This window comes from Comamonas sp. 17RB, assembly GCF_030056555.1.
Lineage (GTDB): Bacteria > Pseudomonadota > Gammaproteobacteria > Burkholderiales > Burkholderiaceae_C > Comamonas > Comamonas terrigena.
Window position 1 is genome coordinate 57548 of record NZ_JASHHY010000002.1, and the last position, 21841, is coordinate 79388.

Below are 21841 nucleotides of genomic sequence, written 5' to 3' on the forward strand. Positions count from 1 at the left end.
CCCCGATGGATGCAGCACGCACAGGCGCTGCGCAGGACCTTGTGGACCAGCTTAACACGGTCATTGCGGGCCGCCCGCAGCGAGTACACGACTGCGTTGCTGGCCTGTTGGCGGGCGGTCAGCTTGGCAGCGAAGCGCTGTGCGCCACGGACTGCTGCAGCGGACGGCAGCGGCGTGCACGGCACGCTTTGCGCACCACCCAACGGGCCGTTGCGGCCCTCCACAAAAAATACCCACTGCCCGGCACATGGACTTGCGTGGGAGCACTGCGGACCATCGCACAATGGGGGCTCGGTGCCGCAGCGCTGCAGGCCTGGCGGGAATGCATGGAACATGCCCGCAATGCCTGCGCCACCCCGGCACAGCCAGCCTGCGTGCGCTGCGGTGGGAGTTCCGCTTCCTGCCCTGGCCGCCGGGCCGTCCCCCTCACCGAGATTTCATGACCCGACTGCTTCCCGTTGCTCTTGTCTGCATTGCTGCTTGCGCCCTCCCCAGCTACGCGCAAAGCCCCAAAAACTCCAAAGCCCGCGCTGCGACCGCTGTGGACAACAGCTACGGCCAGCGTGCCGAAGCGCTGCGCTGGGCCGATACCCTGGCCCAGCAGCAAGGCATCGATGCCGCCTGGCTGCGCCAGCAACTGGGCCAGGCACAGAAGCTGGAGCAGGTCCGCCGCCTGATGACGCCCAGCACCGGCCCGAAGAAGACCACGGCCCGCAGCTGGGCGGTGTACCGCAGCCGCTTCATCGACCCGGTGCGCGTGCAGGCCGGCAAGCGCTTCTGGCAGGAGAACGCCGCCGCGCTGGAACGCGCCGAGCAAACCTATGGCGTGCCCCCGGAAATCATTGTTGGCATCATCGGCGTGGAGACCATCTACGGCCGCAACATGGGCAACTTCCGCGTGCTCGACGCCCTGGCCACGCTGGCGTTCGACTACCCCGCCAACCACCCGCGCCTGGCCGAGCGCGTGGCCTATTTCCAGGGCGAGCTGGCGCAGTTCCTGACCACCGCCTGGAGCGCCCGCCAGGACCCCACCCAGACGCTGGGCAGCTTTGCCGGAGCCATGGGTCTGGGCCAGTTCATGCCCAGCAGCCTGGCCCGCTTTGGTGTGGACTTTGATGGCGACGGCAAGGTCGACCTGTACAACAGCACCGTGGACGCCATTGGCTCCGTGGCCAACTACTTCCGCGGCCACGGCTGGCAACCCGGCATGGCCGTGCAGTACGGCGTGGCCTTCAACCCCAACGGTACCGATATGGCCACGCTGCTGGCCCCGGACATCAAGCCCAGCTTCACCGCCGACCAGATGCTGCAGCTGGGGGCCATTCCGCTGGATGGCGGCATGCGCCACCAGGGGCCGCTGGCCCTGGTGGAACTGCTCAATGGCGAGGACGCGCCCACCTACGTGATCGGCACGCAGAACTTCTACGCCATCACCCGCTACAACATGTCCAGCTACTACGCCATGGCCGTGCACGACCTGGGCCAGGAAGTGGCCGCCGCCGTGCAGGAAGCCAGCCTGGACTCTGCCCCGCAGGCGCCCCGCGCCGCTGCGGCAAGCGCACCGTAGGCACTGCACAGCGCACCATGAGTGCACCATGCAAAAGGCCCGCAGATGCGGGCCTTTTTTGTGCGATACGGTGCGGCAGGAGACAGCACGGCGGGGATGCCGCAGCCGTCCCTCCGGACCTCAGAAACGCTTCATCTGGCAGGTGCTGGGCAGCTCGGCCTGCAAGGCCGTGATCTCGCGCACCACGCGGAAGCCGTAGCCCGAGCCTTCCACATCGAACTTCACGCCCGGTGTGCCCTGGCGTTCCATCACGCCCACGGCCAGCGGCTGCTGGAACTGGTGGTCGGCGGCGCGCATATAGCCGGTGCGGCCGGCCAGCTGCACCTGCATCTGTTCCATGGCGCGGGCCACGGCGGCGGCTTCGGTGCTGCCGGCCTTTTGCATGGACTGGGCCAGGGCCTCGACCATCATCTGCATGCGCAGGTGGGCGTAGTCGTCTTCGGGCTTGGGAAAGCGCTGGCGGAAGCTCTGGTAGAACTGCTCGCTGGCGGCGCCCGGCGTGTTGGGCAGCCAGTCGGCCACAGCCACCACCTTGCCCACACCGGCATCGCCCAGTGCGGCGGGCGCGCCCAGCGCGTTGCCGTAGAAGGTGTAGAACATGCCGTCAAAGCCCACTTCGCGCGCGGCCTTGACCAGCAGCGTCAGATCGTTGCCCCAGTTGCCGGTGATCACCGCCTGGGCACCGCTGTGCTTGATCTTCACCGCATAGGGGGCAAAGTCCTTGATGCGCCCCACGGGGTGCAGCTCGTCGCCCACCACCGTCACTTCCGGGCGGCGTGCGGCCAGCTGGCGGCGGGCTTCGCCCAGCACGGCCTGGCCAAAGCTGTAATCCTGGCCGATCAGGTAGACGTTCTTGAGCGCCTTGTCGGCCTGCACCAGCTGCATCAGCGCGGCCATGCGCATGTCGGCATGGGCATCAAAGCGGAAATGCCAGAAGCTGCAACGCTCGTTGGTGAAGGCCGGGTCCACGGCCGAATAGTTCAGAAACAGCACCCGCTTCTTGGGTTCGCGCTGATTGTGCTTGTTGATGGCGTCCAGCAGCGCCGAAGCCGTGGCCGAGGAATTGCCCTGCAGGATGATGCGCGCACCGCCGTCGATCGCGGCACGCAGCGCGGACAGCGCCTCCTCGTTCTGGCCCTTGCTGTCAAAACGCTGCACCACCAGCGGATGAGCTGCCGCATCGCCCTGCAGGCGCACGCCGCCGCGTGCGTTCACCCGTTCGGTCGCCATCAGGATGTTGCGGAACACTGCTTCACCCGTGTTGGCAAACGGGCCGGACAGGCTTTCCACCAGCGCCAGCTGGATGGGAGTGCCGGTGGGCGCTGCAGCGGCCGTGCCGGCCTTGGCAGGGCTGGCTGCCACTGCAGCCGTTACCACGCCCCCCAGGCCCCATACCGTGGCACCCGCCACCCCGGCCAGCACCATTTTGCGCAGTGAAGATGCCACCTGATGCCTGCGCGATGGCGCTGGTTGGTGGTTTTTCAAGCCCTGCGAGCCAAATTTATTCATACCAAATCATCCCTTGAAAACCCCGGCACAGCCTGCAATTGCTGAGCATGCGGCAACCAACCGGAGCGCCGCGCAGTGTATAGGAGCCCAACAACCATGTTCTTCGCATCGCCTGTCATCCGCCGTTCTGCCTTCAACGCTTCCCACCAGGCCGACCTGGCCCTGCAGCGCTTCCTGCAAGCCTCGCAGCACGCAGCGGCCAAGACCGCTGGCTATACCGCCACCTCCACCGAGGACGCCACCACGCTGTCCGTCGATGTGCCGGGCCTGGCCCGCGAGCAGCTGCAACTGCGCATCGAAGACCACCAGGTGCACCTCAGCAGCGTGGAAGGCGCACCCCGCCAGGTGCAGCGCAGCTGGGAACTGCCCCATGCCATCGATGCCGCTGCCAGCAGCGCCAAACTGGAAAACGGTGTGCTGACCCTGGTGCTGGCACAGCGCAAGCCGGTGGACACCTCGGTGCAGCTGAGCATCCAGTAAGTCCCGTCTTCCGGGCAGTGCAGCGTGCGCTGTCCACCCGTTGTTGACTGGCCTGCCACCTTTCTTCTCCTCTTGATTAGCACCGGCACGCCAGACAGCATGAAGCCCGCAACGTTGCACAACGTTGACGGGCTTCTTTTTTGCCTGCGGGTTCCGAGCGTCGCGGTGCAATGCACGGTGCCATGGCCCGCAGCATCCCCTGTTCTGCCCCATCGGTGGTGGTGAATGCCGCCGGCGTCTGGTGCCAAGGAGCGCTCACGCTCAAAGGGTAAAAAGGTGAAAGGGGGCACAGGGCTGAGGCCTCACCAGTACAGGCGCTCCATCCACAGCATCCCAAGCACCAGACACCGGAACCCCAGCACCGGCGGTAGCCCCGTGCGTGGCACGCCTACCCCAAGCATCGGTCACTGCTACCGGAGTGGGCTCCGCCAGTGCAGGCACCTGAACGCCCATGAAAAAACGCCATCCGGGTGGATGGCGTTCGGGGTGTGGCCACCGCCACGGTGCAGACGGGCGACCGGCTTACTCGTGGCGCAGTGCCTCGATCGGGTCCAGCTGCGCCGCGCGGCGGGCGGGGAAGTAGCCGAACACCACGCCAATGGCGGCGGAGAAGATGAAGGACAGCGCATTCACCCCGGCGTTGAAGATATAGGGCACGCCCATCACCTGCGCCAGCACATAGGAGGCAGCAGTGGCAATCAGAATGCCGGCCAGCCCGCCCAGTGCCGCCAGCACCACCGCTTCGATCAGGAACTGCAACAGCACTTCGCGCTCCAGCGCGCCGATGGCCAGGCGCAGGCCGATTTCCCGGGTGCGCTCGGTCACGCTCACCAGCATGATGTTCATGATGCCGATGCCGCCCACCAGCAGGCTCACCGCCGCCACCGCGCCCAGCAGCGTGGTCATGACCTTGGTGGTGCCGGCCATGGTGTCGGCCAACTGCTTGGTGTCCAGCACGTTGAAGTTGTCCTCGTCGCTGGGGGCCAGCTTGCGCAACTCGCGCAGCAGCTGGTTCAGGCTGGATTTGACGCGTTCGGGGTCGCTGCCGTCCTCCATGGACACCAGGATAGTGTTCAGGCGCTTGCTGCCGGTCACGCGGCGCTGCAGCGTGTTCAGCGGGATCAGCACGGTGTCGTCCTGGTCGTTGCCGAAGGCGCCCTGGCCCTTGGAGTCCAGCAGGCCGATCACGCTGCAGGAAAAGCCCTTGATGCGCAGCTGCTGGCCGATCACGTCCGCGCTGTTGCCATACAACTCGCGGTGCAGCGTGGCGCCGATGATGCACACGGCGGCGCCAGCGCGCAGTTCCTCGTCGGTGAATTCACGGCCCTGGCCCAGCTTCCAGTTGCCGGTGATCAGCCAGTCATTCGTGCTGCCGATCACGCTGGTGGACCAGTTGCGCCCGCCAGCCACTACCGTGGCGCTGGAGCGCGCCTCGGGGGCCACGGCCTGGATACCGCCGATCTGCTGGGCGATGGCCGTGGCATCCGTGTCCTTGAACGACGGTGCCACGGTGGCGCCCGGGCCCATGCGCTGGCCGGAGCGCACCTGCAGCAGATTGGTGCCTAGGCCGGAGATCTGGTTCTGCACGGCCACGGTGGCGCCGTTGCCCAGGGTGACCATGGTGATCACGGCGCTGACGCCGATCACAATACCCAGCACCGTCAGGAACGAGCGCAGCAGGTTGCGGCGGATGGAGCGCAGTGCCAGCCAGATGGTGTTCCACAGCATCAGGCACCGCCTTTCTCGGCCGCGGCCAGGGCCTGGCTGTCCAGTGCGGCGCGGCGCAGCACCAGCGGTTCGTTGGGGGTGTCGGTGTCCATCATCCCATCCTTGAAGCGCACGATGCGGCGGCTGTAGGCCGCCATTTCGGGCTCGTGCGTCACCATCAGCACGGTGATGCCTTTCTCGCTATTGAGCTTCCACAGCAGCTCCATGATTTCCTCGCTGCGCTGGGTGTCCAGGTTGCCGGTGGGCTCGTCGGCCAGCAGCACGGCCGGGTCGGAGACGATGGCCCGGGCAATGGCCACGCGCTGCTGCTGGCCGCCCGACAGTTCGGCCGGCGTGTGGTGCTCCCAGCCCTTGAGCCCCACCGCATCCAGCGCGCGGGCGGCGGCGGCGTGGCGCTGGGCCGTGGGCTCGCCCCGGTACAGCAGCGGCAGTTCCACGTTTTCCTGTGCCGTGGTGCGCGGCAGCAGGTGAAAGCCCTGGAACACAAAGCCGAAGTAACGCCGGCGCAGGCGTGCCCGTTCGTCACGCGACAGGCCTTCCACGTGCACGCCCTTGAACAGGTAGGAGCCGGTGGTGGGACGGTCCAGGCAGCCCAGGGTGTTCATGGCCGTGGACTTGCCCGAACCGCTGGGGCCCATGATGGCAACAAAGTCGCCCTGGGCGATGTCCAGGTCCACGCCTTTGAGGGCCTGGAAGGCCAGACCGCCTTCGCCATAGGTCTTGGTCACGCCGCGCAGACGGATCAGCGGCAGGCCGCCGGCGTCCGCGGCGCCAGGCGTCAGCGCACTCGACAGCACACTCATTTGGAGGCTCCGCTGCGCTGGTCGGTGATCAGCAGATCGCCTTCCTTGAGGGCTTCGCTCTCCACTTCGGTCATGCGGCCATCGCTCAGGCCGGTCTTGACCTGGCGGGCTTCGGGCTGGCCGCCCTGCAACACCCACACATAGCGGGTCTGGCCGGGGGCCTGGGCCTGTTCACGGCCACCCTGGCGGGAGCCGCCCTGGCGCGGGGGACGCGGCATCAGCTGGCCGACGATGCCGCCACTGTTGCCACCGCTGGCACCGGGTGCGCCGCCTGCAGGCTTACCGCCTTCGCGCGCAGCACCGGCTCCCGCAGCCGCCTGGCCGGGGTTCTGCATGCCGGTGGGCGTGAAGCGCAGGGCCGAGTTGGGCACCAGCAGCACATCCTGGCGTTCATTGGCACGGATGGTGGCCGAGGCCGTCATGCCGGGGCGCAGGCTCAGGTCTTCGTTGTTCACTTCCAGGCGGGCCACGTAGGTGACCACGTTGTCGGTCTTGGTGGAGCCGTAATCCACGCGCGTCACCTTGGCCGGGTAGCGGCGCGAGGGGTAGGCGCTGACGGTGAAGCTGGCGCGCTGGTCGGCCTGCACGGTGCCGACGTCGGCTTCGTCCACCGCCACTTCCAGGCGCAGCTTGTTCAGGTCTTCGGCCACGGTGAACAGGGTCACAGCCTGCAGCGAAGCGGCCACGGCCTGACCAGGTTCCACCGTGCGGGTCAGCACCACACCGTCGATCGAGGCCTTGATGGAGGCCTTGGAGAGGTTGGTCTCGTCGGTGGACAGCGCGTTGCGGGCGTCTTCCACCGAGGCCTTGGCGGCGGCCACATCGGCCTTGGCGCGGTCGAGCGAGGCGCGGCCGGAATCCAGCTCGGTGGCCGAAGGCACCTGGCCGCCGGAGAGACGGTGCACCTCTTCCAGGCGTGACAGATTGGCCTGGGCTTCCTTGAGCGTGGCTTCTGCCTGGCTTTGCTTGGCCTGGGCCGAGGCCATGGTGGCGCGCGAGCGGCCCACCTGGGCCATGAGCTTGTCGGTGTCCAGCTCGACCATCACCTGGCCCTTTTGCACCTTGTCGTTGACGTCCACATAGACCTTGCGCACCGTGCCCGACAGCTCGGAGCCCACGCTCACCGTGCGCGTCGGCTGCAGCGTGCCGTTGGCCGAGACGGTCAGCGACAACGTGCCCTTCTTCAGTGCCTCGGTCACATACACGGGCTTGGCCTTGGCCTTCTGGTCGGCCTGCCACCATGCAAAGCCGCCCACGGCCACAGCCACGGCCACGGCGCCGATCCACACCGTGGGGCTTTGCCACCATTTGCGGGCCAGGCCGTCGCCCAGCAGGTCCTGCACTTCTTGGCTGCTGGAAGTCGTTTTGTTCTTTTTCATGTTCGGTAGATCCTGTTGATTCTTCTGCGGTCAGCGTGGCTCAGGGCTGGCTGTTGCGGGCCACGGGCGTGGCAGCGGCATCGGCCGCCACGGTCGGCGTCCAGCCGCCGCCCAGGGCCTTGTAGAGGCGGATGTGGTCGGTGCTGATGCTGGCCGCCACGGTGGAGACGCTGTCCTGCGAGCTCAGCAGCGTGCGCTGCGTGTCCAGCACGGTCTGGAAGTCGATCAGCCCGCTCTGGTAGCGCTGGTTGGCCAGCAGCGAGGCATTGCGTGCCGCCGCTTCGGCCGCGCGCAGGCGCACCAGGCGCTCCTTGTCGCCCTGCAGCTGTACCAGCGCGTCTTCCACTTCCTGCAGCGCCGTCAGCACGGCAGAGTGGTAGCTGGCCTGGGCCTGGTCCACCACCGCGCTCTGGGCGCGGATCTGGGCCCGGTTGGCACCGCCGTCGAACAGCGTGGCCGACAGGCCGGCTGCCATGCTGGCCGCCACCGAGGCGCCATTGGTCAGCGCGCCCAGAGTCAAGGCGCTCAGGCCCAGCGAGCCGCTCAGGCGCAGGCTGGGGTAGTTGGCCACTTCCTGGGCCGACAAGGTGGACAGTGCGGCTTCCAGCCGGTGCTGTGCCGCACGCACATCGGGGCGTTGGCGCAGCGTGTCGGCCGGCAGCGTGAGGGCCAGCTCGTCCGGGGCACGGGGCACGGGCTGCAGCGCCTGCAGCTGCTCCTCCAGCGCGGCCGGCGGCTGGCCGGTGAGGATGGACAGCGCATGGCGCGACTGCGCCAGGCTGGTCTGCAGCGCCGGAATCTGCGCGGCGGTCTGGTTGGTGGACTGGCGGGCCTGCTCGGATTCCAGCGAGGTGGCCAGACCGGCCTGCACCCGCCATTCGGTGATCTGCTGGGTCTGCTGCTGCAGCGCCAGGTTCTGCTGGGCAATGCGCAGACGGTCCTGCTGGCCGCGCAGTTCCACATAGGTCTGGGCCACTTCGGCCGCCAGCGACACCTGGGTGCTTTCCAGCGTGGCCTGGGCCGCGCGGGCAGAGGCTTCGCTGGCGTCGACCCGGTTGCCCTGCGCGCCCCACCAGTCCGGCTCCCAGCTGGCGTCCAGCCCGGTGGAATAGCTGTTGCGCGCGTCGTTATTGCCCTGGCGGCTGCGCCCCACCCCGGCACTGGCGCCGGCGCTGGGCAGCAGGCCGGCGGCCTGCACATCGCGCGTGGCCCGGGCCTGGCGTACGGCGGCCTGGGCGCTCAGCAGGCTGGGGTTGGCCTGCAGGGCCTGGTCGATCAAGGCGGTCAGCTGGGCATCGCCAAAGCGCTGCCACCAGCGCGAGAGGTCTTCCGGCACCTGCTGCTGGGGTGCAGACTGGGCGGCATGCCATGCCGTGGGCACCGCCGGCATGGCGCCTGCCGGGGTGAAGGAGGTGGTGTGGCTGCAGCCGGCCAGCAGCAGGGCGCCGGCCAAGGCCACCGCCAACGGCAGCGCGGCCGGGCGCCGCGCCGAAGAAGCAATGACAGGGAAGGAGGAAGAAAAATGCATGAAGGCCCTGGTGGATCGTGCCGTGAACTGTGACGGATTGTGCGCAAGCTCTGTAGGGCTGCGACAAACTCTGTGTGAAGCCCTGGTAAAGAGCAGACTGTCACCCGCAGGCCACGCGATTGTGCCGAGAGGCGCGGGTTCTCCTCCCTCTGAATCCCTGTGCTCCGGGGCGATTTGCGCCCCCAGCGGCCGCTTCCTTGGCTGCCCGCAGCAGACCGGCACCGCAGCACGGGGCATGCACCTACAGAGCCGCGCCGGATAAGGCCTTCTCAAACCCCGCACGGCTGCCTACGATGCACGGGCGTCTTCTCTGTCCCAGCCAGGCCCTTACCGGGGTCGCTTCGGGACGTCTTTGAGCTCCTTCCCCAACCCTTGCAGGAAAGCACTATGGCCAAGATTCTGGTTCTGTATCACTCCATGTACGGTCACATCGAAACCATGGCGAACGCCGTGGCCGACGGCGCACGCAGCGTGGCCGGCGCCCAGGTCACCGTCAAGCGCGTGCCCGAGACCATGCCCGCCGACGTGTTCAAGAATGCCGGCGGCAAAGCCGACCAGGTCGCACCCGTGGCCACCCCGCAGGAGCTGGCGGAGTACGACGCCATCATCGTGGGCACCCCCACCCGCTTCGGCAACATGACCGCCCAGATGCGCAATTTCTGGGACCAGACCGGCGGCCTGTGGGCCAAGGGGGCGCTGATCGGCAAGGTGGCCAGCGTGTTCGCATCCACCGGCACCGGCGGTGGTCAGGAAATGACCGTGACCACCACCTGGGCCACGCTGGCCCACCACGGCATGCTGATCGTGCCCATCGGCTACGCCCTGCCGCAGCAGACCGATCTGTCTGCGGTCAAGGGCGGCAATTCGCCCTACGGTGCCACCACCATTGCCGGCCCCGACGGCTCGCGCCAGCCGCACCCGGATGAGCTGGCCATTGCCCGCAACCAGGGCGCCACCGTCGCCAAGCTGGCGGCCAAGCTGGCGGGCTAAGCCCGGTCACGGCCGCCACGGCAGCAACAAAAAAGCAGCCTCCAGGGGCTGCTTTTTGTGTGGGCGGCACGGCCCCCAGGTCTGGTCTGGCCTTATTTCAGCGAATCCAGCGGCCAGCGCGGCTTCACATCGAAGGCATAGGTTTTTTCCGCCTGTTCGCGCCCGGCCTGCAGGCGCATGGCAGCGGCCATGGCGATCATGGCACCGTTGTCGGTGCACAGGTGCAGCTCGGGGTAGTGCACACGGATCTGGCGCTTGGCGCAGGCGGCATTCAGCTGGGCGCGCAGCAGCTTGTTGGCGCCCACGCCGCCGGCCACCACCACGCGGCGCATGCCGGTGTCCTTCAGCGCCGTCAGCGTCTTGCGCACCAGCACGTCGACAATGGCCGCCTGGGTGCTGGCGGCCAGATCGGCCTTGCGCGCCTCCAGGTCGTCCCCCAGCTTCTTGGCCTGGGTCAGCACCGCCGTCTTCAGGCCGGCAAAGGAAAAGTCCAGATCCCCGGAATGCAGCAGCGGGCGCGGCAGCTTGAAGGCTTCCGGATCGCCGCCTTCGGCCAGGCGGGACAGCTCGGGCCCGCCGGGATAGGGCAAGCCCATCAGCTTGGCCGATTTATCGAAGGCTTCACCGGCCGCGTCGTCGATGGTCTCGCCCAGGATGGCGTAGTCCCCCACCCCGTCCACCCGCATCAGCTGGGTGTGGCCGCCGGAGACCAGCAAGGCAATGAAGGGGAATTCGGGCGGATCCTCGCTCAGAAAGGGCGACAGCAGATGCCCTTCCAGATGGTGCACGCCCAGCACGGGCCTGTCCAGCGCCGCGCCCAGGGCGCAGGCCACACCGGCCCCCACCAGCAGCGCACCCGCCAGGCCCGGTCCACGGGTGAAGGCCACCACGTCCACGTCCTGCAGCGTGGTGCCGCTTTCCTTCAGCACATGTTCGGTCAGCGGCAGCACGCGGCGGATATGGTCGCGGCTGGCCAGCTCCGGCACCACCCCGCCATAGGCGCGGTGCATGTCGATCTGGCTGTGCAGTGCGTGCGACAGCAACTGGGGCACGGCGCCGCCATCGGGCAGGCGCACCAGGGCCACGCCCGTTTCGTCACAGGAGGATTCGATACCGAGGATCAGCGAACTCATGGCCGCCAGTGTAGAACCTGCGGCGCAGCGGCGCTGGCAGGCGGGCATTGGCCCGGCCTGCCGTTTGCCATCCGGTCCGGCGCCGCCGGTGCTCAGTTGGTGGTGTGCGCGGAGCCGGTGATGTAGTGCTCCAGCTGCTGGATGGTGAACTGCTGCTCGGAGATGATTTCCTTGACCAGGTCCCCGATCGAGACCATGCCCTGCACCTGGTGCTCGGTGTTGACCACCGGCAGATGGCGGATGCGCCGGGACGTCATCAGCGCCATGCATTCGGCCGTGGTCTGGCGCGGCAGCACACAGTGCACCTGGGATGTCATCACCTCCTGCACCTGGGTGGTGCTGGAGCTGCGCCCCTGCAGCACCACCTTGCGGGCGTAATCACGTTCGGTCACGATGCCGGCGATGCGTCCGCCGTCCAGCACCAGCAGCGCGCCGATGCCTTTGTCGGACATGAGCTGCAGCGCCGCCAGCATGGTGTCGGTGGGGGCCACGCTGTGCACGGGGCTGTTGTTCTTGGCTCGCAGGATGTCAGCCACAGTCGTCATACCGCATCTCCTTGGGACAAAAAGCGCCAACGGAACTGCCATTGGCATGCATACCAACCAGACTCGCAGCGCCAGTGTGGCGGCATCGCGGCAATGCAGCAATCAGGCGATGCCCGTATCCCTGTAGCGGGTAAGCAGCCCTCGCGCCGCTCTCCTACCTCGGCCTGCGCCGATCGCCCACAAAAAAGGCAGCCTGCGCTGCCTTTTTCATCCGACTCCCGGTCTGTGCCGATCCCCTACAGAAACGGCCAGCGCTGTCCCGGCTTCGCTCAGCGGCGTCCGCCCAGCAACGCACCACCGATCTTGAACAGATCGCCCATGCCCACCTGACCGTCACCGTCCTGGTCCAGCAGGCTGCCCAGCAAGCCGCCGCCCAGACCGCCCTGGGCCTGCGCCCGCTCACGCTCCTGCCCCAGGGCCTGGCCCAGTCCGCCGGCATCCAGGCCGCCGGACTGCACCCGGCTGGCCAGGAACGCCATCACGATGGGGGCCAGCATCTGCAGCAGATTGCCGGCATTGCCGCCCAGTCCGGTGGCCTGGCCCAGACCTGCTTCCGCGCGCTGCTGGTTGCCACCAAAGATGTGGCCCAGGATGTCGGCACCACCGCCCAGTCCGGCGCCACCACCACCGTTACCACCTTGTACACCGCCCAGCACCGAGCCGAGCAGATCGCCCAGACCGCTCAGGCCCTGGGGCACGGCTGCGCTGTGGTCCCGCTGCAGCGCCCCCAGCAGGTCGGCGGCGCCCTGGGGCTGGGCTGCGTTCTGACCCAAGGCCCCCAGCAGCAGCGGCAGGGCCGCGCCCACGGCCGACTGCGTCTGCTCGGTGTCGGTACCCAGTTGCTGCGCCATCTGCTGCATGGGGGCACCTTGCAGCTGGGACATCAGCTCATCGACCAGGGAGGGGGAAGCGTTCATGGCAGTGACTCCTGAAGAAATTCAGCACCCCATCGTACAGACCGTACACGCGGCGTCCACCGAAAGCCATGGCTGCCATCGTGAACAATCATCACTGTCGTCCCCGGTGCACCGCCCGGTGTGCCCCCCGGGGACAACGACGGCTCCCTCCCACTGTGACTGCAGGCTTTCCGATGGCCTGCAACGCAGACCCGCGCCTGCACCGGCCCTTCCAAAAACAGAAAAAAATGTGCACAGCGACCGCCCCAGCGGCCCCCTGCGCGAACACCGCATCCATTCAGCACGAAAATAGCCGCCGCAGCGGTGCAGCCGGTCTGGTCCCCCGTCCAGGCCTTCGACCGCTGGCACCATTTGCATATGAAAAATAAATATTAAAAACAAACCATAACAACGAAAGAAAATATATACCCCATGTCGATCCAGCACTACCTCAAAGAAATCGGCCGCGGCAAAGACGGCGCGCGGGCGCTGCGGCGTGACCAGGCCGCCGACCTGATGGGCCAGTTGCTGGACGGCCAGGTGGATGATCTGGCCACCGGCGCCTTCTGCGTGGCCATGCGCATCAAGGGCGAAACGCCCGAAGAGATGGCCGGTTTTCTGGATGCGATCCACCAGCGCCTGCCCGCACTGGCTGCGCCCCAGCAGCCCTGGATCGTGCTGCCCAGCTACAACGGCGCGCGCAAGCTGCCGGTGCTCACCCCGCTGCTGGCCCTGCTGCTGGCACGCGAAGGCCTGCCGGTGCTGCTGCACGGCAGCACCACCGAATCCAGCCGCACCACCAGCGCCCAGGTGCTGCTGGCGCTGGGCCATGCCCCCGCCGGCGCATTGACCGACATCGCCCCCGGCCAGCTGCTGCACTGCGCCACGGGCGCGCTGCACACCGGCCTGCAAAGGCTGCTGAATGCCCGCGCCGCCATCGGCCTGCGCAACCCCTCGCACAGCCTGGTCAAGCTGCTGAACCCGCTGGGCCGCAGCGGCCACGACACGCTGGTGGTGGGCAGCTACACCCACCCCGAATACGCCACCTCCATGGCCGCCACCCAGGCCCTGGTGGGCGCCACCGCCCTGCTGCTGCGCGGCACCGAGGGCGAGCCCGTGGCCGACCCGCGCCGCCACCCGGCCATGACGGCCGTGCTGCGCGGCCAGCTGCAGCCGCTGCAGGAAAACCAGCGCGGCACGCTGACCGATCTGCCTGCGCTCCCGCCCAGCCATGATGTAGAGTCCACGGCCCGCTATATCGAGAACGTGCTCGCAGACCGCCAGCCCGTTCCCGCCCCGATTGCCCAACAAGTGCAGTATCTGACTGCACTGCACCGCCAATTGCGCAGCACCGCTGCGCAAGGAGCCACAGAATGACCACCGCCACCACGCCCCTTCCCACCGGCCGCTGCACCCTGGTGGGTGCCGGCCCGGGCGACCCGGAGCTGCTGACCATCAAGGCGCTCAAAGCCATCCAGAACGCCACGCTACTGCTGGTGGACGACTTGGTCTCGCCCGAGATCGTGGCCCATGCCGCCCCCACGGCCCGCGTGGTGTACGTGGGCAAGCGCGGCGGCTGCAAGAGCACGCCCCAGGCCTTCATCGAAAAGCTGATGCTGCAGGCCGTGCAGGAAGGTGAAGAGGTGGTGCGCCTCAAGGGGGGTGACCCCTTCATCTTTGGCCGCGGGGGCGAGGAAGTGGAGCACCTGCGCGCCGAAGGCATCGAGGTGCAGGTCATCAACGGCATCACCGCCGGTCTGGCCGGGCTGACCAGCCTGGGCGCACCGCTGACCCACCGCGACCATGCCCATGGCGTCGTCTTCATCACCGGCCATGCCAAGCCCGGTGACGCCGGCACCGACTGGCGCGCGCTGGCCGCCACGGCCCATGCGGCCAAGCTGACGTTGGTGATCTACATGGGCGTGCGCTCTGCCGAATCGATTGCCCACGATCTGCAGGAAGGCGGCCTGCCCAGCCACCTGCCCGTGGCCGTCATCCAGCACGCCAGCCTGGCGCAGCAGCGCCACGCCATCACCACGCTGGGCCAGCTGCCCGCCACCTTGCACGACGAGCAGCTGGGCAGCCCCAGCGTGCTGGTGATTGGCGATGTGGTGCGCGGCGTGTCGCAATGGGCACTGCAGAACTCGGCCGGCGCGCACGCCGCCGCGGCGCTGCAGGCAGTGGCGGGCTAGGCCGCTTCCGGCACGGCGCTGCACCCACACAGCCCCACAAAAAAAGAGCGCCTTGGTGGCGCTCTTTTTTTGTGGGGTACGGCCCTGCGGCGTGGCTGGCAGGGCCTGAAGGGGTCTGCGCCCTTACAGCGTCACAGCGCGAAGTGGGCCGATGCCGTCAGCTCCACCTCGACCGAGGCGTTCTTGGGCAGCTGCGCCACGCCGATCGCCGAGCGCGCAGGCAGGCCGATGTCGCCCAGCACTTCCACCAGCAGCTCGGAGGCGCCGTCGGCCACCTCGCTGTGCTGGGTGAAGTCGCTGGTGCAGTGCACATACACCGTCATGCGGCAGATGCGCTGCACCGGCTCCAGGCTGCCCAGCGTGCGCTGCACCAGCATCAGGCTGCGCAGGGCCGAGACCCGGGCCGCGCGCCGGGCCTGTTCCAGCGTGGCCGTGCCGGCGGCCGGTGCGGCGGAGGCCGGTGCCACCGGCCCCAGCGATGCCATGGCCCCGTTGAGGCGCGGCAGCTGGCCGCTGACATAGAGCATGCGCTCGTCCCGCACCACCGGGCGGTAGCTGCCGCCGGGGGCAATCTCCACATCCATGGGGCAATCCAGTGCCTGGGCGGCTTGTGCCAGCCGCTGATCCCGTGTCGTCATCTCGCTCTCCCTGCCCTTCGGGCATGGGGCACGGCCCCTGCGGCGCAGCCCCGGTTACAGATGTGGTCAGTGTAGGCCCTCGGCCGCCGTGCCCACCGCCATCCGCACCGTGGTGCAGGCAGCAGTGCCCGGGCTAGTGCACGGCAAAGCGCAGCAGGTGTTCAAAGCTCAGCTCCGTGGTGCGTGCATCGCCCTGCACGGGCTGGCGGTAGATGGCCTGGATGGTGTTGGTGCCCGCCACCACCGGCACGCGGGCCAGGCCCTGGGCATCGGTGGTCACGGGGCTGCCGTTCTCGCCCTGGCTCAGGCGCACACCGGCCAGCGGCTTGCCGTCCAGCGTGACCTGCAGCAGCACCTGCTCGCCCGCATGCGGCACCTGGCCCTGCTGGGGCGTCACTTCGAACTTCTGGCCCAGTTCCTTGCGCGCCACCGCGCCCCAGACCAGCAGCGTCTTGTGGTACTTGCGGGCCCACACCCCACGTGTGGCCCCCGGGTTCTGGTCCATGGGCAGGTTGCGCATGGCCTTGTCGCCGGGCTGGCCGCTGAAAAAGCCATTGTCCAGTTCCACAGCCAGCAGCGCGGCCTGGGCAGCGGGGTGGACTTTCAGGCCTTGGGCCACGGTCTGGACCTGGGCGGGCACGCTGCGGCCGCGCCGGTCATAGGCGGTCACGCTCTGCAGCTTGGCGTGGTCAAACGCTTCCAGCTGTCCGGCATGGCCGCCAAACTGCAGCAGGTAGCTGCCATCGGAGTCCGGCTCCAGCCAGACGTTGTGGGCCAGTGCGGCACCGGACAGGCACAGGGCGGACAGGGCCGCGGGCCAGCGCAGGCGGCGGGGGAAAGAGGGTGTCATGGGGAATTCCTGCTTGGGAAAACGATAAAAAAGAGACCGGGATTCAGCGCCGCTTCACAGCGCGAACTTCAGGCCCACGGTCACGGTGCGCGGCGCGCCGGGGGCCACCAGGCGTTCGCCACCGATCACGCTGGTGCTGCTGGCGTAGCGCTGGTCGGTCACGTTGCGCACCCACAGGCTCAGCTGGGCATCGCCCCAGCCCAGGCTGCGCGGCAGCGCGTACTGCGCCCCCACATCGCCCACCTGGTAGGCGCGGCTCCACTGGGTGTTGGCGGCATCCACCGCGCCCCGGCCCACATGGCGCCAGATGGCGCGCAGCGTCCAGTCAGCGGTGGGCCGGTAGCTGGCCTGCACGGTGCTGGTGTAGGCGGGCACGGCGGTGACCTGTTTGCCCACCAGCGCGGCATTGGCGTTTTCCGTCACACGCGAGTGCATGCGGCCGTAACTCCATTGCAGCTCCACCTTGGACAGTGGCGTCCAGTGCGCCTGCAGTTCCGCACCGCTGCGGCGCGTGCTGCCAAAGTTCTCGTACACGCCCGGCGCCACGTTGCGGATTTCGTTGCTGGAAGTGGTGCGGTAGACGGCCAGATCCAGCCACAGGCTGCTGTGGGGTGCCCATTGCACACCCAGCTCGGTCTGGCGGAAGACATTGGGGTCCAGCCCGGCGGTGCCCAGTGCGTACTTGGCAAAGTCGCTGGCCAGTGCAAAGCCTTCCGACCAGCTGGCGCGCAAGGTGGTCTGCGGTGCAATCTGCGATGTCACCCCCAGCTTGGGACTGGCATGGCGGGTGGTGGCCATGCGCTCGCAGGCGTCGCTGCCGGTTTCCGCGCCCAGGCGCCGGCAATCGCCGGTGAAGCGGTCCCAGCGCACGCCCATACTGGGCTGCAGCCAGGGAGCCAGTTTCCAGTGCGCCTGGGCGTAGGCGGCCGTGGTGTCCAGCGCCGTGCGCCGGTCGCTGACGGCCGCTGCCATGCGCTGGCGGTTCTGCGTGCCTTCCCAGTAGCCGTAGTCGGTGTCTTCCTGCAGGCGCTCGGTGCCCAGCAGCCATTCCAGCGGCGCCCCCACCAGGGCGGCGCTGCCGCTGAGCTGCAGGCCCATGCCCAGCACGTCGCGGTCATAGCGCTCTTCGCGCTGCATCCAGCTGCCGCTGCGCGGGCGGGTGAACCAGCGCACGAAATCCTGCCGGGTACCGTAGGCAAAGGCCAGCAGCTGGGTGCTGTCGCTCAGCGCATAGTTCACATCCAGGCGCAGCGTGGCGAAGGTCTTTTCCGATCCGTCGCCCTGCACGCGTAGGTCCTTGCCCTGCGGGTCGCGCGGCCATTGGGCCTGCGTCAGGTAGCTGGGCGATTCGCCGCGGGCCTCGTGCCAGCGGGCCGACAGCGCAAAGTCCAGCCGGTGGTCCACCCGGTGGTGCCAGCGGCCGCTGAGCGTATGGCGCCGGGCCTCGGCATCGGGCCGGGCACCGTCCGTGGTGTAGGACTGTGCGGCCAGGAACATCTGGTCGTCCGCCCCGAGCTGGCGGCCCAGCGCCCCCTGGAGGTCGTAGGTGCCGTGCGAGCCGGCCTGCAGCTGCGCCTCGGTGTAGGTACCGGAGCGGCGCGTTTGCAGTGCAACCAGCCCTGCGCGGTTGAAATTGCCCTGCAGCACCGACACCGGGCCCTTGTGCACGGTGACTTCTTCCACCTCCAGCGGCACGACCACATTCAGGTCGAAATACCCATCGGCATGGGACATGGCTTCGTTGAGGGTGATGCCATCCAGCGTGGCGGCAATATCGCCGCCGTGGCCGCCCCCGCCAAAGCCGCGCAGCACCACGGCGTTGGCCACGCCGCTCAACTGGTAGTCGTTCACATGCATTCCAGGCACCTGGCGCCACAGTTCTTCCACCTCTTGCGCGCCGGCGGCGGCCAGATCTTCCTGGGTCAGGTGCTGGGTGCTGAAAGCGGCCTGGCTGGCGGCCAGGGCCTGGCCCTTGACGGTCAGGGCGGCCAGTCGGGCCTCTTCGGCCGCAGCGGGGAGGCAGGCGCACAGTGCGGCCAGCGCCGCGGCCGTGCGCAGTAGTGGACAGGCGAGCTGTCGCAAGAGAGAGGGCATGGAGGGGGCAAACGTGGTGGTGGTGCATGCCTTCCGGGAAAGGCTGTCCTGCATCTGCCATGCAGTTATGAAGATTTATGCAAACTTCATACCAACCGCCGCAGCTCTGGCGCCGGGGTCCGCATCCGGCGGCCCGCGGCCGTACCGTCAGGCCCGCCGCAGGCCGTCGCTAACAGGAATGGTCATGGGGGTGCCCATGGGGATGGTCATGTGCATGACCGTGGGAACCGTCGTGGGAAGCTTCATGGGAATGGCCCTGGGCGTCCTGGCCCATCACCACATTCAGCTGGCCATGGTGCACGCCGCGCTCGGCCATGATGGCGTTGGCCAGCGCCCGCACCTCGCCCGCCGGGCCGCGCAGCAGCACGGTTTCCAGGCACTGCAAGGGGTCGACATGCACATGGGTGGTGGAGATGGTCAGCTGGTGGCGCGCATGCTGCAGGCGCGCCAGGCGCTCGGTCAGGTCGCGCGCGTGGTGGTCGTACACATAGGACAGCACGGCCATGCAGTCACCCTGGTGGTCGGCCTGCTCGCGCTGCTGGCCCAGGCGGATGTAGAGCATGTCGCGGATGGCTTCCGAGCGGTTGGCATAACCGGCCCGGTGCATGTAGCGCTCGAACTCGTCGGCCAGTTCGTCGTCCAGGGAGATGGTGAATCTTTGCATGCGGAAAATTAGCAAGTACGGTGCCTGTCGCCGAGGATAAGGCCGAAATTCCCCGCGCTGCCACCACCGACCCGGTGCGTTATTGCACCACCTTGGTGCCTTGCACTGGCGCGCACCAAAAGCGCCGTCCCAAAAACAACAAGGGCTGGCACATCCACCACTGCGCCAGCCCTTGCCATGCGCCCCGGCCTTGTGGGCCCGGATGCATGTCCTGTCTATGGATGCACCTGCGCGCCTTAAGTTCCGATCACGCCACCATCATTTTTGGTGATGACCACGGTGGCCGAGCGCGGGATGCTGTTGCCGCCGCCGGGCCAGTGGCTGTCGCCTTCTTCGCCCGGGTGCTGGATGTTGATGAACATGGTCTTGCTGTCGGGCGTGAAGCTGATGCCCGTGACCTCGCACTCCTTGGGGCCGACAAAGAAGCGGCGGATCTCCTTGCTCACCGGGTCGGCACACAGCATCTGGTTGTTGCCCTGGCCGGCGTAGTCGCCACGGTTGCTGTACTTGCCATCGGTCTGGATCCACAGGCGGCCGTCGTTGTCGAAGGCCAGGCCGTCCGGGCTGTTGAAGCTGTTGTCCGCCGTGACATTGGCCGATCCGGCGCGCAAATCCTTGCGGTCGGTGTGCACCATGGGGTTGCCGGCCAGCACAAAGATGTCCCAGGCAAACGTGGTGGCGGCGGCATCACTGCCGGCTTCGCGCCAGCGCACGATCTGGCCGTAGATGTTCTTTTCGCGCGGATTGGCTTCGTCCGCGACCTTGCGGCCGCTGTTGTTGGTCAGGGTCACATAGACCTCGCCGGTGTGCGGGTGCACGGCCACCCATTCGGGCCGGTCCATCTTGGTGGCGCCCACCACGTCCGCGGCCAGGCGGGTGTAGACCAGCACGGCGGCCTGGTTGGCAAAGCGGCTGTCGGCCTGGAGCTTGGGGTCTGCGGCCTTGTCCAGCAGCAGCCATTCGCCGGTGCCGGCAAAGTCGCCCGGCGTGGCACCGGCGCCGAAGCGCGCCACATAGAGCTTGCCGCTGTCCAGCAGGCGGCTGTTGTCGCCGCCCTTCACGTACTTGCCGTCCGAGACAAATTTATAGATGTAGTCATCGGCCTGGTCGTCGCCCATGTAGACCACGGCGCGGCCGTCCTTGCTCAGGGCAAAGGCGGCGTTCTCGTGCTTGATGCGGCCCAGCGCCGTGCGCTTCTTGGGCATGCTGGTGGGGTTGAAGGGATCGATCTCCACGATCCAGCCGAAGCGGTGGCTTTCCTGGGGGTGCTTCACATAGTCGAAGCGCGGCTCATGGCCTTCCCACTGGAACAGGCTGGCCTGGGCCGAGAGGCCGTAGCGCTTTTGCGCCGCCGTGCGCTGGTCGGCACCGCTGGTGGTGCCGAAGTAGTTGTTGAAGTTCTCTTCGCAGGTCAGGTAGGTGCCCCAGGGGGTGAAGCCGTTGCCGCAGTTGTTGAACGTGCCCTGCACGCGGCGGCCGCTGGGGTCGCCCTGGGTCTGCAGCAGCGCATCGCCTGCGGCGGGACCGGTCAGCTCCATGGCGGTGTGGGCGGTGATGCGGCGGTGGTAGAGGCTGTCCTTGACCAGGTCCCAGCGGCCCTGGGCATTGCGCTGGATGTGCACCACCGAGACGCCATGCGCATTCATGGCCTTGTGCACATGGTCGCGGCCCCACTTGCGGGCCACGGCTTCGCCCTGGGCGCCGAACAGCCAGACATAGTGCTTCTTCTTGTCGTCCACGGTGCAGTACTCGTGGTTGAGCACCAGCAGGCCTTCGTCGTTCTTGCCGTCGATGGCAAAGAAATGCATGCCGTCGTGGTTGTCGCCCAGTTGCAGCGCCTGGGCCGCAGCATCTTCGCTGCCGTCGCCCTTGAAGGCGGGCGCACCATCCAGCAGCGGTGTGCCCCAGGGTGCCAGCACCGTGGCGGTGTAGCCGGGGGCAATGTGCACGGCGTCGTCCGTGCTGATGGGGATGGCGGTGAAGCCCATCAGCGGGGCACCGCTGCGGCTGCCGCCCGTGGCGCAGCCCGCCAGGCCGGCCACGCCGCCGCCCAGGCCCAGGAACAGGGCCGCCGACAGGCCGGTGCCGCTGCGCAAAAAACCCCGGCGCGAAACGGCCTGTTCCACCACGCTCTGGAAATGCGGGTTGTCAGACAGGTTGGTGGGCAGGTCTTCGCTGTCGATCGCAATGGACGGCGTGGTGCGGGCAAATGGCATGTTTTCCTCGGGCATCGTGTAGGATGCCGGCATTGTGGAAAGCCGCCATGACAGTCGCGTGACAAGCCGGCCCGGTGTGACCGCAGCCGTCACACGGCTGCCACCGGAGCGTCACATGCGCTGCAGCCCGTCAGCTGGGCTTGCGCGTCTGGGCAAAGCGCTGGGCCACTTCCTTGCGCATGTCCTTGCGGATCAGCGCGGCCTGCCAGCGGCGCGTCTGCTCCTCGGTTTCCAGCTGCAGCGCGGGCACGGGTGCGGGCTTTTTGTCGTCGTCCACCGACACCATGGTGAAGAAGCAGCTGTTCACGTGGCGCACCACCTGGCTGCGGATGTCTTCGGCCACCACCTTGATGCCGATTTCCATCGACGAGGTGCCGGTGTAGTTGACGCTGGCCAGAAAGGTCACCAGTTCGCCCACGTGGATGGGCTGCAGAAACATCACCTGGTCCACGCTCAGCGTCACGCAATAGCGGCCCGCGTAACGGCTGGCACAGGCATAGGCCACCTGGTCCAGCAGCTTGAGGATGGCGCCCCCGTGCACATTGCCGGAGAAGTTGGCCATATCGGGGGACATCAGCACCGTCATGCTGAGTTGGTGTGCGGGCAGGTTCATGGACGGCGATTGTAGA

19 protein-coding genes are annotated in these 21841 nt (G+C 67.8%); 5 read left to right on the forward strand and 14 right to left on the reverse strand.

Annotated features, from left to right (window positions below):
- Positions 1-439 precede the first annotated feature (439 nt).
- A complete protein-coding gene (gene mltB / locus QM470_RS03590; protein ID WP_283338239.1) occupies positions 440-1567 on the forward strand; it encodes a lytic murein transglycosylase B in 1128 nt (375 codons plus the stop codon).
- Positions 1568-1687: 120 nt separating this feature from the next.
- On the opposite strand, the gene QM470_RS03595 is transcribed toward mltB, so the two are convergent.
- Positions 1688-2992, reverse strand: coding sequence for a branched-chain amino acid ABC transporter substrate-binding protein (locus QM470_RS03595; RefSeq protein WP_283338562.1), 1305 nt, complete (start codon positions 2990-2992; stop codon positions 1688-1690).
- A gap of 180 nt (positions 2993-3172) precedes the next feature.
- On the opposite strand from QM470_RS03595, the gene QM470_RS03600 reads away from it, so the two are divergent.
- Entirely contained in the window at positions 3173-3556 is a 384-nt protein-coding gene (locus tag QM470_RS03600) for an Hsp20/alpha crystallin family protein (RefSeq protein WP_066536305.1), read from the forward strand.
- Between the two features lie 522 nt (positions 3557-4078).
- Here the strand turns inward: QM470_RS03600 and QM470_RS03605 are convergent.
- The 4 genes from QM470_RS03605 to QM470_RS03620 are packed head-to-tail and all read right to left on the reverse strand — an operon-like array spanning position 4079 to position 8994.
- Positions 4079-5284, reverse strand: a complete 1206-nt coding sequence (locus QM470_RS03605; protein ID WP_280014316.1) for an ABC transporter permease — start codon at positions 5282-5284, stop codon at positions 4079-4081.
- Positions 5284-6087 carry an ABC transporter ATP-binding protein gene (locus tag QM470_RS03610; RefSeq protein WP_283338240.1) on the reverse strand — a complete coding sequence of 268 codons (804 nt, stop codon included), beginning with the start codon at positions 6085-6087 and terminating at the stop codon, positions 5284-5286. The genes QM470_RS03605 and QM470_RS03610 overlap by 1 nt, the downstream gene beginning before the upstream one ends.
- Positions 6084-7466, reverse strand: coding sequence for an efflux RND transporter periplasmic adaptor subunit (locus QM470_RS03615; protein ID WP_283338241.1), 1383 nt, complete (start codon positions 7464-7466; stop codon positions 6084-6086). Before QM470_RS03615 ends, QM470_RS03610 begins: the two co-directional genes overlap by 4 nt.
- Positions 7467-7506: 40 nt before the next feature.
- Positions 7507-8994 (reverse strand): efflux transporter outer membrane subunit, encoded by a 1488-nt coding sequence (locus QM470_RS03620; RefSeq protein WP_283338242.1) that lies wholly within the window; start codon positions 8992-8994, stop codon positions 7507-7509.
- Between the two features lie 387 nt (positions 8995-9381).
- On the opposite strand from QM470_RS03620, the gene wrbA reads away from it, so the two are divergent.
- Positions 9382-9984 (forward strand): NAD(P)H:quinone oxidoreductase, encoded by a 603-nt coding sequence (gene wrbA, locus QM470_RS03625; RefSeq protein WP_283338243.1) that lies wholly within the window; start codon positions 9382-9384, stop codon positions 9982-9984.
- A gap of 92 nt (positions 9985-10076) precedes the next feature.
- Here the strand turns inward: wrbA and tsaD are convergent, their stop codons facing one another.
- The 3 genes from tsaD to QM470_RS03640 form a co-directional block, all read right to left on the reverse strand.
- Positions 10077-11117 (reverse strand): tRNA (adenosine(37)-N6)-threonylcarbamoyltransferase complex transferase subunit TsaD, encoded by a 1041-nt coding sequence (gene tsaD / locus QM470_RS03630; protein ID WP_066537293.1) that lies wholly within the window; start codon positions 11115-11117, stop codon positions 10077-10079.
- A 92-nt stretch (positions 11118-11209) separates the two neighbouring features.
- A complete protein-coding gene (locus QM470_RS03635; protein WP_283338244.1) occupies positions 11210-11662 on the reverse strand; it encodes a CBS domain-containing protein in 453 nt (150 codons plus the stop codon).
- Positions 11663-11931: 269 nt separating this feature from the next.
- Complete coding sequence (locus tag QM470_RS03640) at positions 11932-12579, reverse strand: DUF937 domain-containing protein (RefSeq protein WP_283338246.1); 648 nt, start codon at positions 12577-12579, stop codon at positions 11932-11934.
- A gap of 411 nt (positions 12580-12990) precedes the next feature.
- Here QM470_RS03640 and ybiB point away from each other — a divergent pair, with 411 nt between their 5' ends.
- Positions 12991-13935 carry a DNA-binding protein YbiB gene (ybiB, locus tag QM470_RS03645; RefSeq protein WP_283338247.1) on the forward strand — a complete coding sequence of 315 codons (945 nt, stop codon included), beginning with the start codon at positions 12991-12993 and terminating at the stop codon, positions 13933-13935.
- Positions 13932-14750 (forward strand): uroporphyrinogen-III C-methyltransferase, encoded by an 819-nt coding sequence (cobA, locus tag QM470_RS03650; protein WP_280014219.1) that lies wholly within the window; start codon positions 13932-13934, stop codon positions 14748-14750. Before ybiB ends, cobA begins: the two co-directional genes overlap by 4 nt.
- Positions 14751-14881: 131 nt before the next feature.
- Here cobA and QM470_RS03655 read toward each other — a convergent pair whose 3' ends face one another.
- From QM470_RS03655 to QM470_RS03680, 6 genes are all read right to left on the reverse strand, one after another.
- Positions 14882-15388, reverse strand: a complete 507-nt coding sequence (locus QM470_RS03655; protein WP_283338248.1) for a RidA family protein — start codon at positions 15386-15388, stop codon at positions 14882-14884.
- 133 nt (positions 15389-15521) lie between these two features.
- Positions 15522-16238, reverse strand: a complete 717-nt coding sequence (locus tag QM470_RS03660; protein WP_283338249.1) for a DUF4198 domain-containing protein — start codon at positions 16236-16238, stop codon at positions 15522-15524.
- A 54-nt stretch (positions 16239-16292) separates the two neighbouring features.
- A complete protein-coding gene (locus QM470_RS03665) occupies positions 16293-18332 on the reverse strand; it encodes a TonB-dependent receptor (RefSeq protein ID WP_283338250.1) in 2040 nt (679 codons plus the stop codon).
- 169 nt (positions 18333-18501) lie between these two features.
- On the reverse strand, positions 18502-18996 hold the full coding sequence (nikR, locus tag QM470_RS03670) for a nickel-responsive transcriptional regulator NikR (protein ID WP_283338251.1): 495 nt from the start codon (positions 18994-18996) through the stop codon (positions 18502-18504).
- A 236-nt stretch (positions 18997-19232) separates the two neighbouring features.
- The gene (locus tag QM470_RS03675) at positions 19233-21227 is read right to left on the reverse strand and encodes a PhoX family protein (protein WP_283338252.1); all 1995 of its coding nucleotides are present in this window, start codon (positions 21225-21227) and stop codon (positions 19233-19235) included.
- A gap of 115 nt (positions 21228-21342) precedes the next feature.
- Entirely contained in the window at positions 21343-21825 is a 483-nt protein-coding gene (locus QM470_RS03680) for an acyl-CoA thioesterase (RefSeq protein ID WP_066536347.1), read from the reverse strand.
- Between the last annotated feature and the right edge of the window lie 16 nt (positions 21826-21841).

Bases quoted from the DNA above. Each gene is read 5' to 3' on its own strand.
- mltB (WP_283338239.1), top strand. From the start codon at position 440: ATGACCCGACTGCTTCCCGTTGCTCTTGTCTGCATTGCTGCTTGCGCC.
- QM470_RS03595 (WP_283338562.1), bottom strand. From the start codon at position 2,992: ATGGTGCTGGCCGGGGTGGCGGGTGCCACGGTATGGGGCCTGGGGGGC.
- QM470_RS03600 (WP_066536305.1), top strand. From the start codon at position 3,173: ATGTTCTTCGCATCGCCTGTCATCCGCCGTTCTGCCTTCAACGCTTCC.
- QM470_RS03605 (WP_280014316.1), bottom strand. From the start codon at position 5,284: ATGCTGTGGAACACCATCTGGCTGGCACTGCGCTCCATCCGCCGCAAC.
- QM470_RS03610 (WP_283338240.1), bottom strand. From the start codon at position 6,087: ATGAGTGTGCTGTCGAGTGCGCTGACGCCTGGCGCCGCGGACGCCGGC.
- QM470_RS03615 (WP_283338241.1), bottom strand. From the start codon at position 7,466: ATGAAAAAGAACAAAACGACTTCCAGCAGCCAAGAAGTGCAGGACCTG.
- QM470_RS03620 (WP_283338242.1), bottom strand. From the start codon at position 8,994: ATGCATTTTTCTTCCTCCTTCCCTGTCATTGCTTCTTCGGCGCGGCGC.
- wrbA (WP_283338243.1), top strand. From the start codon at position 9,382: ATGGCCAAGATTCTGGTTCTGTATCACTCCATGTACGGTCACATCGAA.
- tsaD (WP_066537293.1), bottom strand. From the start codon at position 11,117: ATGAGTTCGCTGATCCTCGGTATCGAATCCTCCTGTGACGAAACGGGC.
- QM470_RS03635 (WP_283338244.1), bottom strand. From the start codon at position 11,662: ATGACGACTGTGGCTGACATCCTGCGAGCCAAGAACAACAGCCCCGTG.
- QM470_RS03640 (WP_283338246.1), bottom strand. From the start codon at position 12,579: ATGAACGCTTCCCCCTCCCTGGTCGATGAGCTGATGTCCCAGCTGCAA.
- ybiB (WP_283338247.1), top strand. From the start codon at position 12,991: ATGTCGATCCAGCACTACCTCAAAGAAATCGGCCGCGGCAAAGACGGC.
- cobA (WP_280014219.1), top strand. From the start codon at position 13,932: ATGACCACCGCCACCACGCCCCTTCCCACCGGCCGCTGCACCCTGGTG.
- QM470_RS03655 (WP_283338248.1), bottom strand. From the start codon at position 15,388: ATGACGACACGGGATCAGCGGCTGGCACAAGCCGCCCAGGCACTGGAT.
- QM470_RS03660 (WP_283338249.1), bottom strand. From the start codon at position 16,238: ATGACACCCTCTTTCCCCCGCCGCCTGCGCTGGCCCGCGGCCCTGTCC.
- QM470_RS03665 (WP_283338250.1), bottom strand. From the start codon at position 18,332: ATGCCCTCTCTCTTGCGACAGCTCGCCTGTCCACTACTGCGCACGGCC.
- nikR (WP_283338251.1), bottom strand. From the start codon at position 18,996: ATGCAAAGATTCACCATCTCCCTGGACGACGAACTGGCCGACGAGTTC.
- QM470_RS03675 (WP_283338252.1), bottom strand. From the start codon at position 21,227: ATGCCCGAGGAAAACATGCCATTTGCCCGCACCACGCCGTCCATTGCG.
- QM470_RS03680 (WP_066536347.1), bottom strand. From the start codon at position 21,825: ATGAACCTGCCCGCACACCAACTCAGCATGACGGTGCTGATGTCCCCC.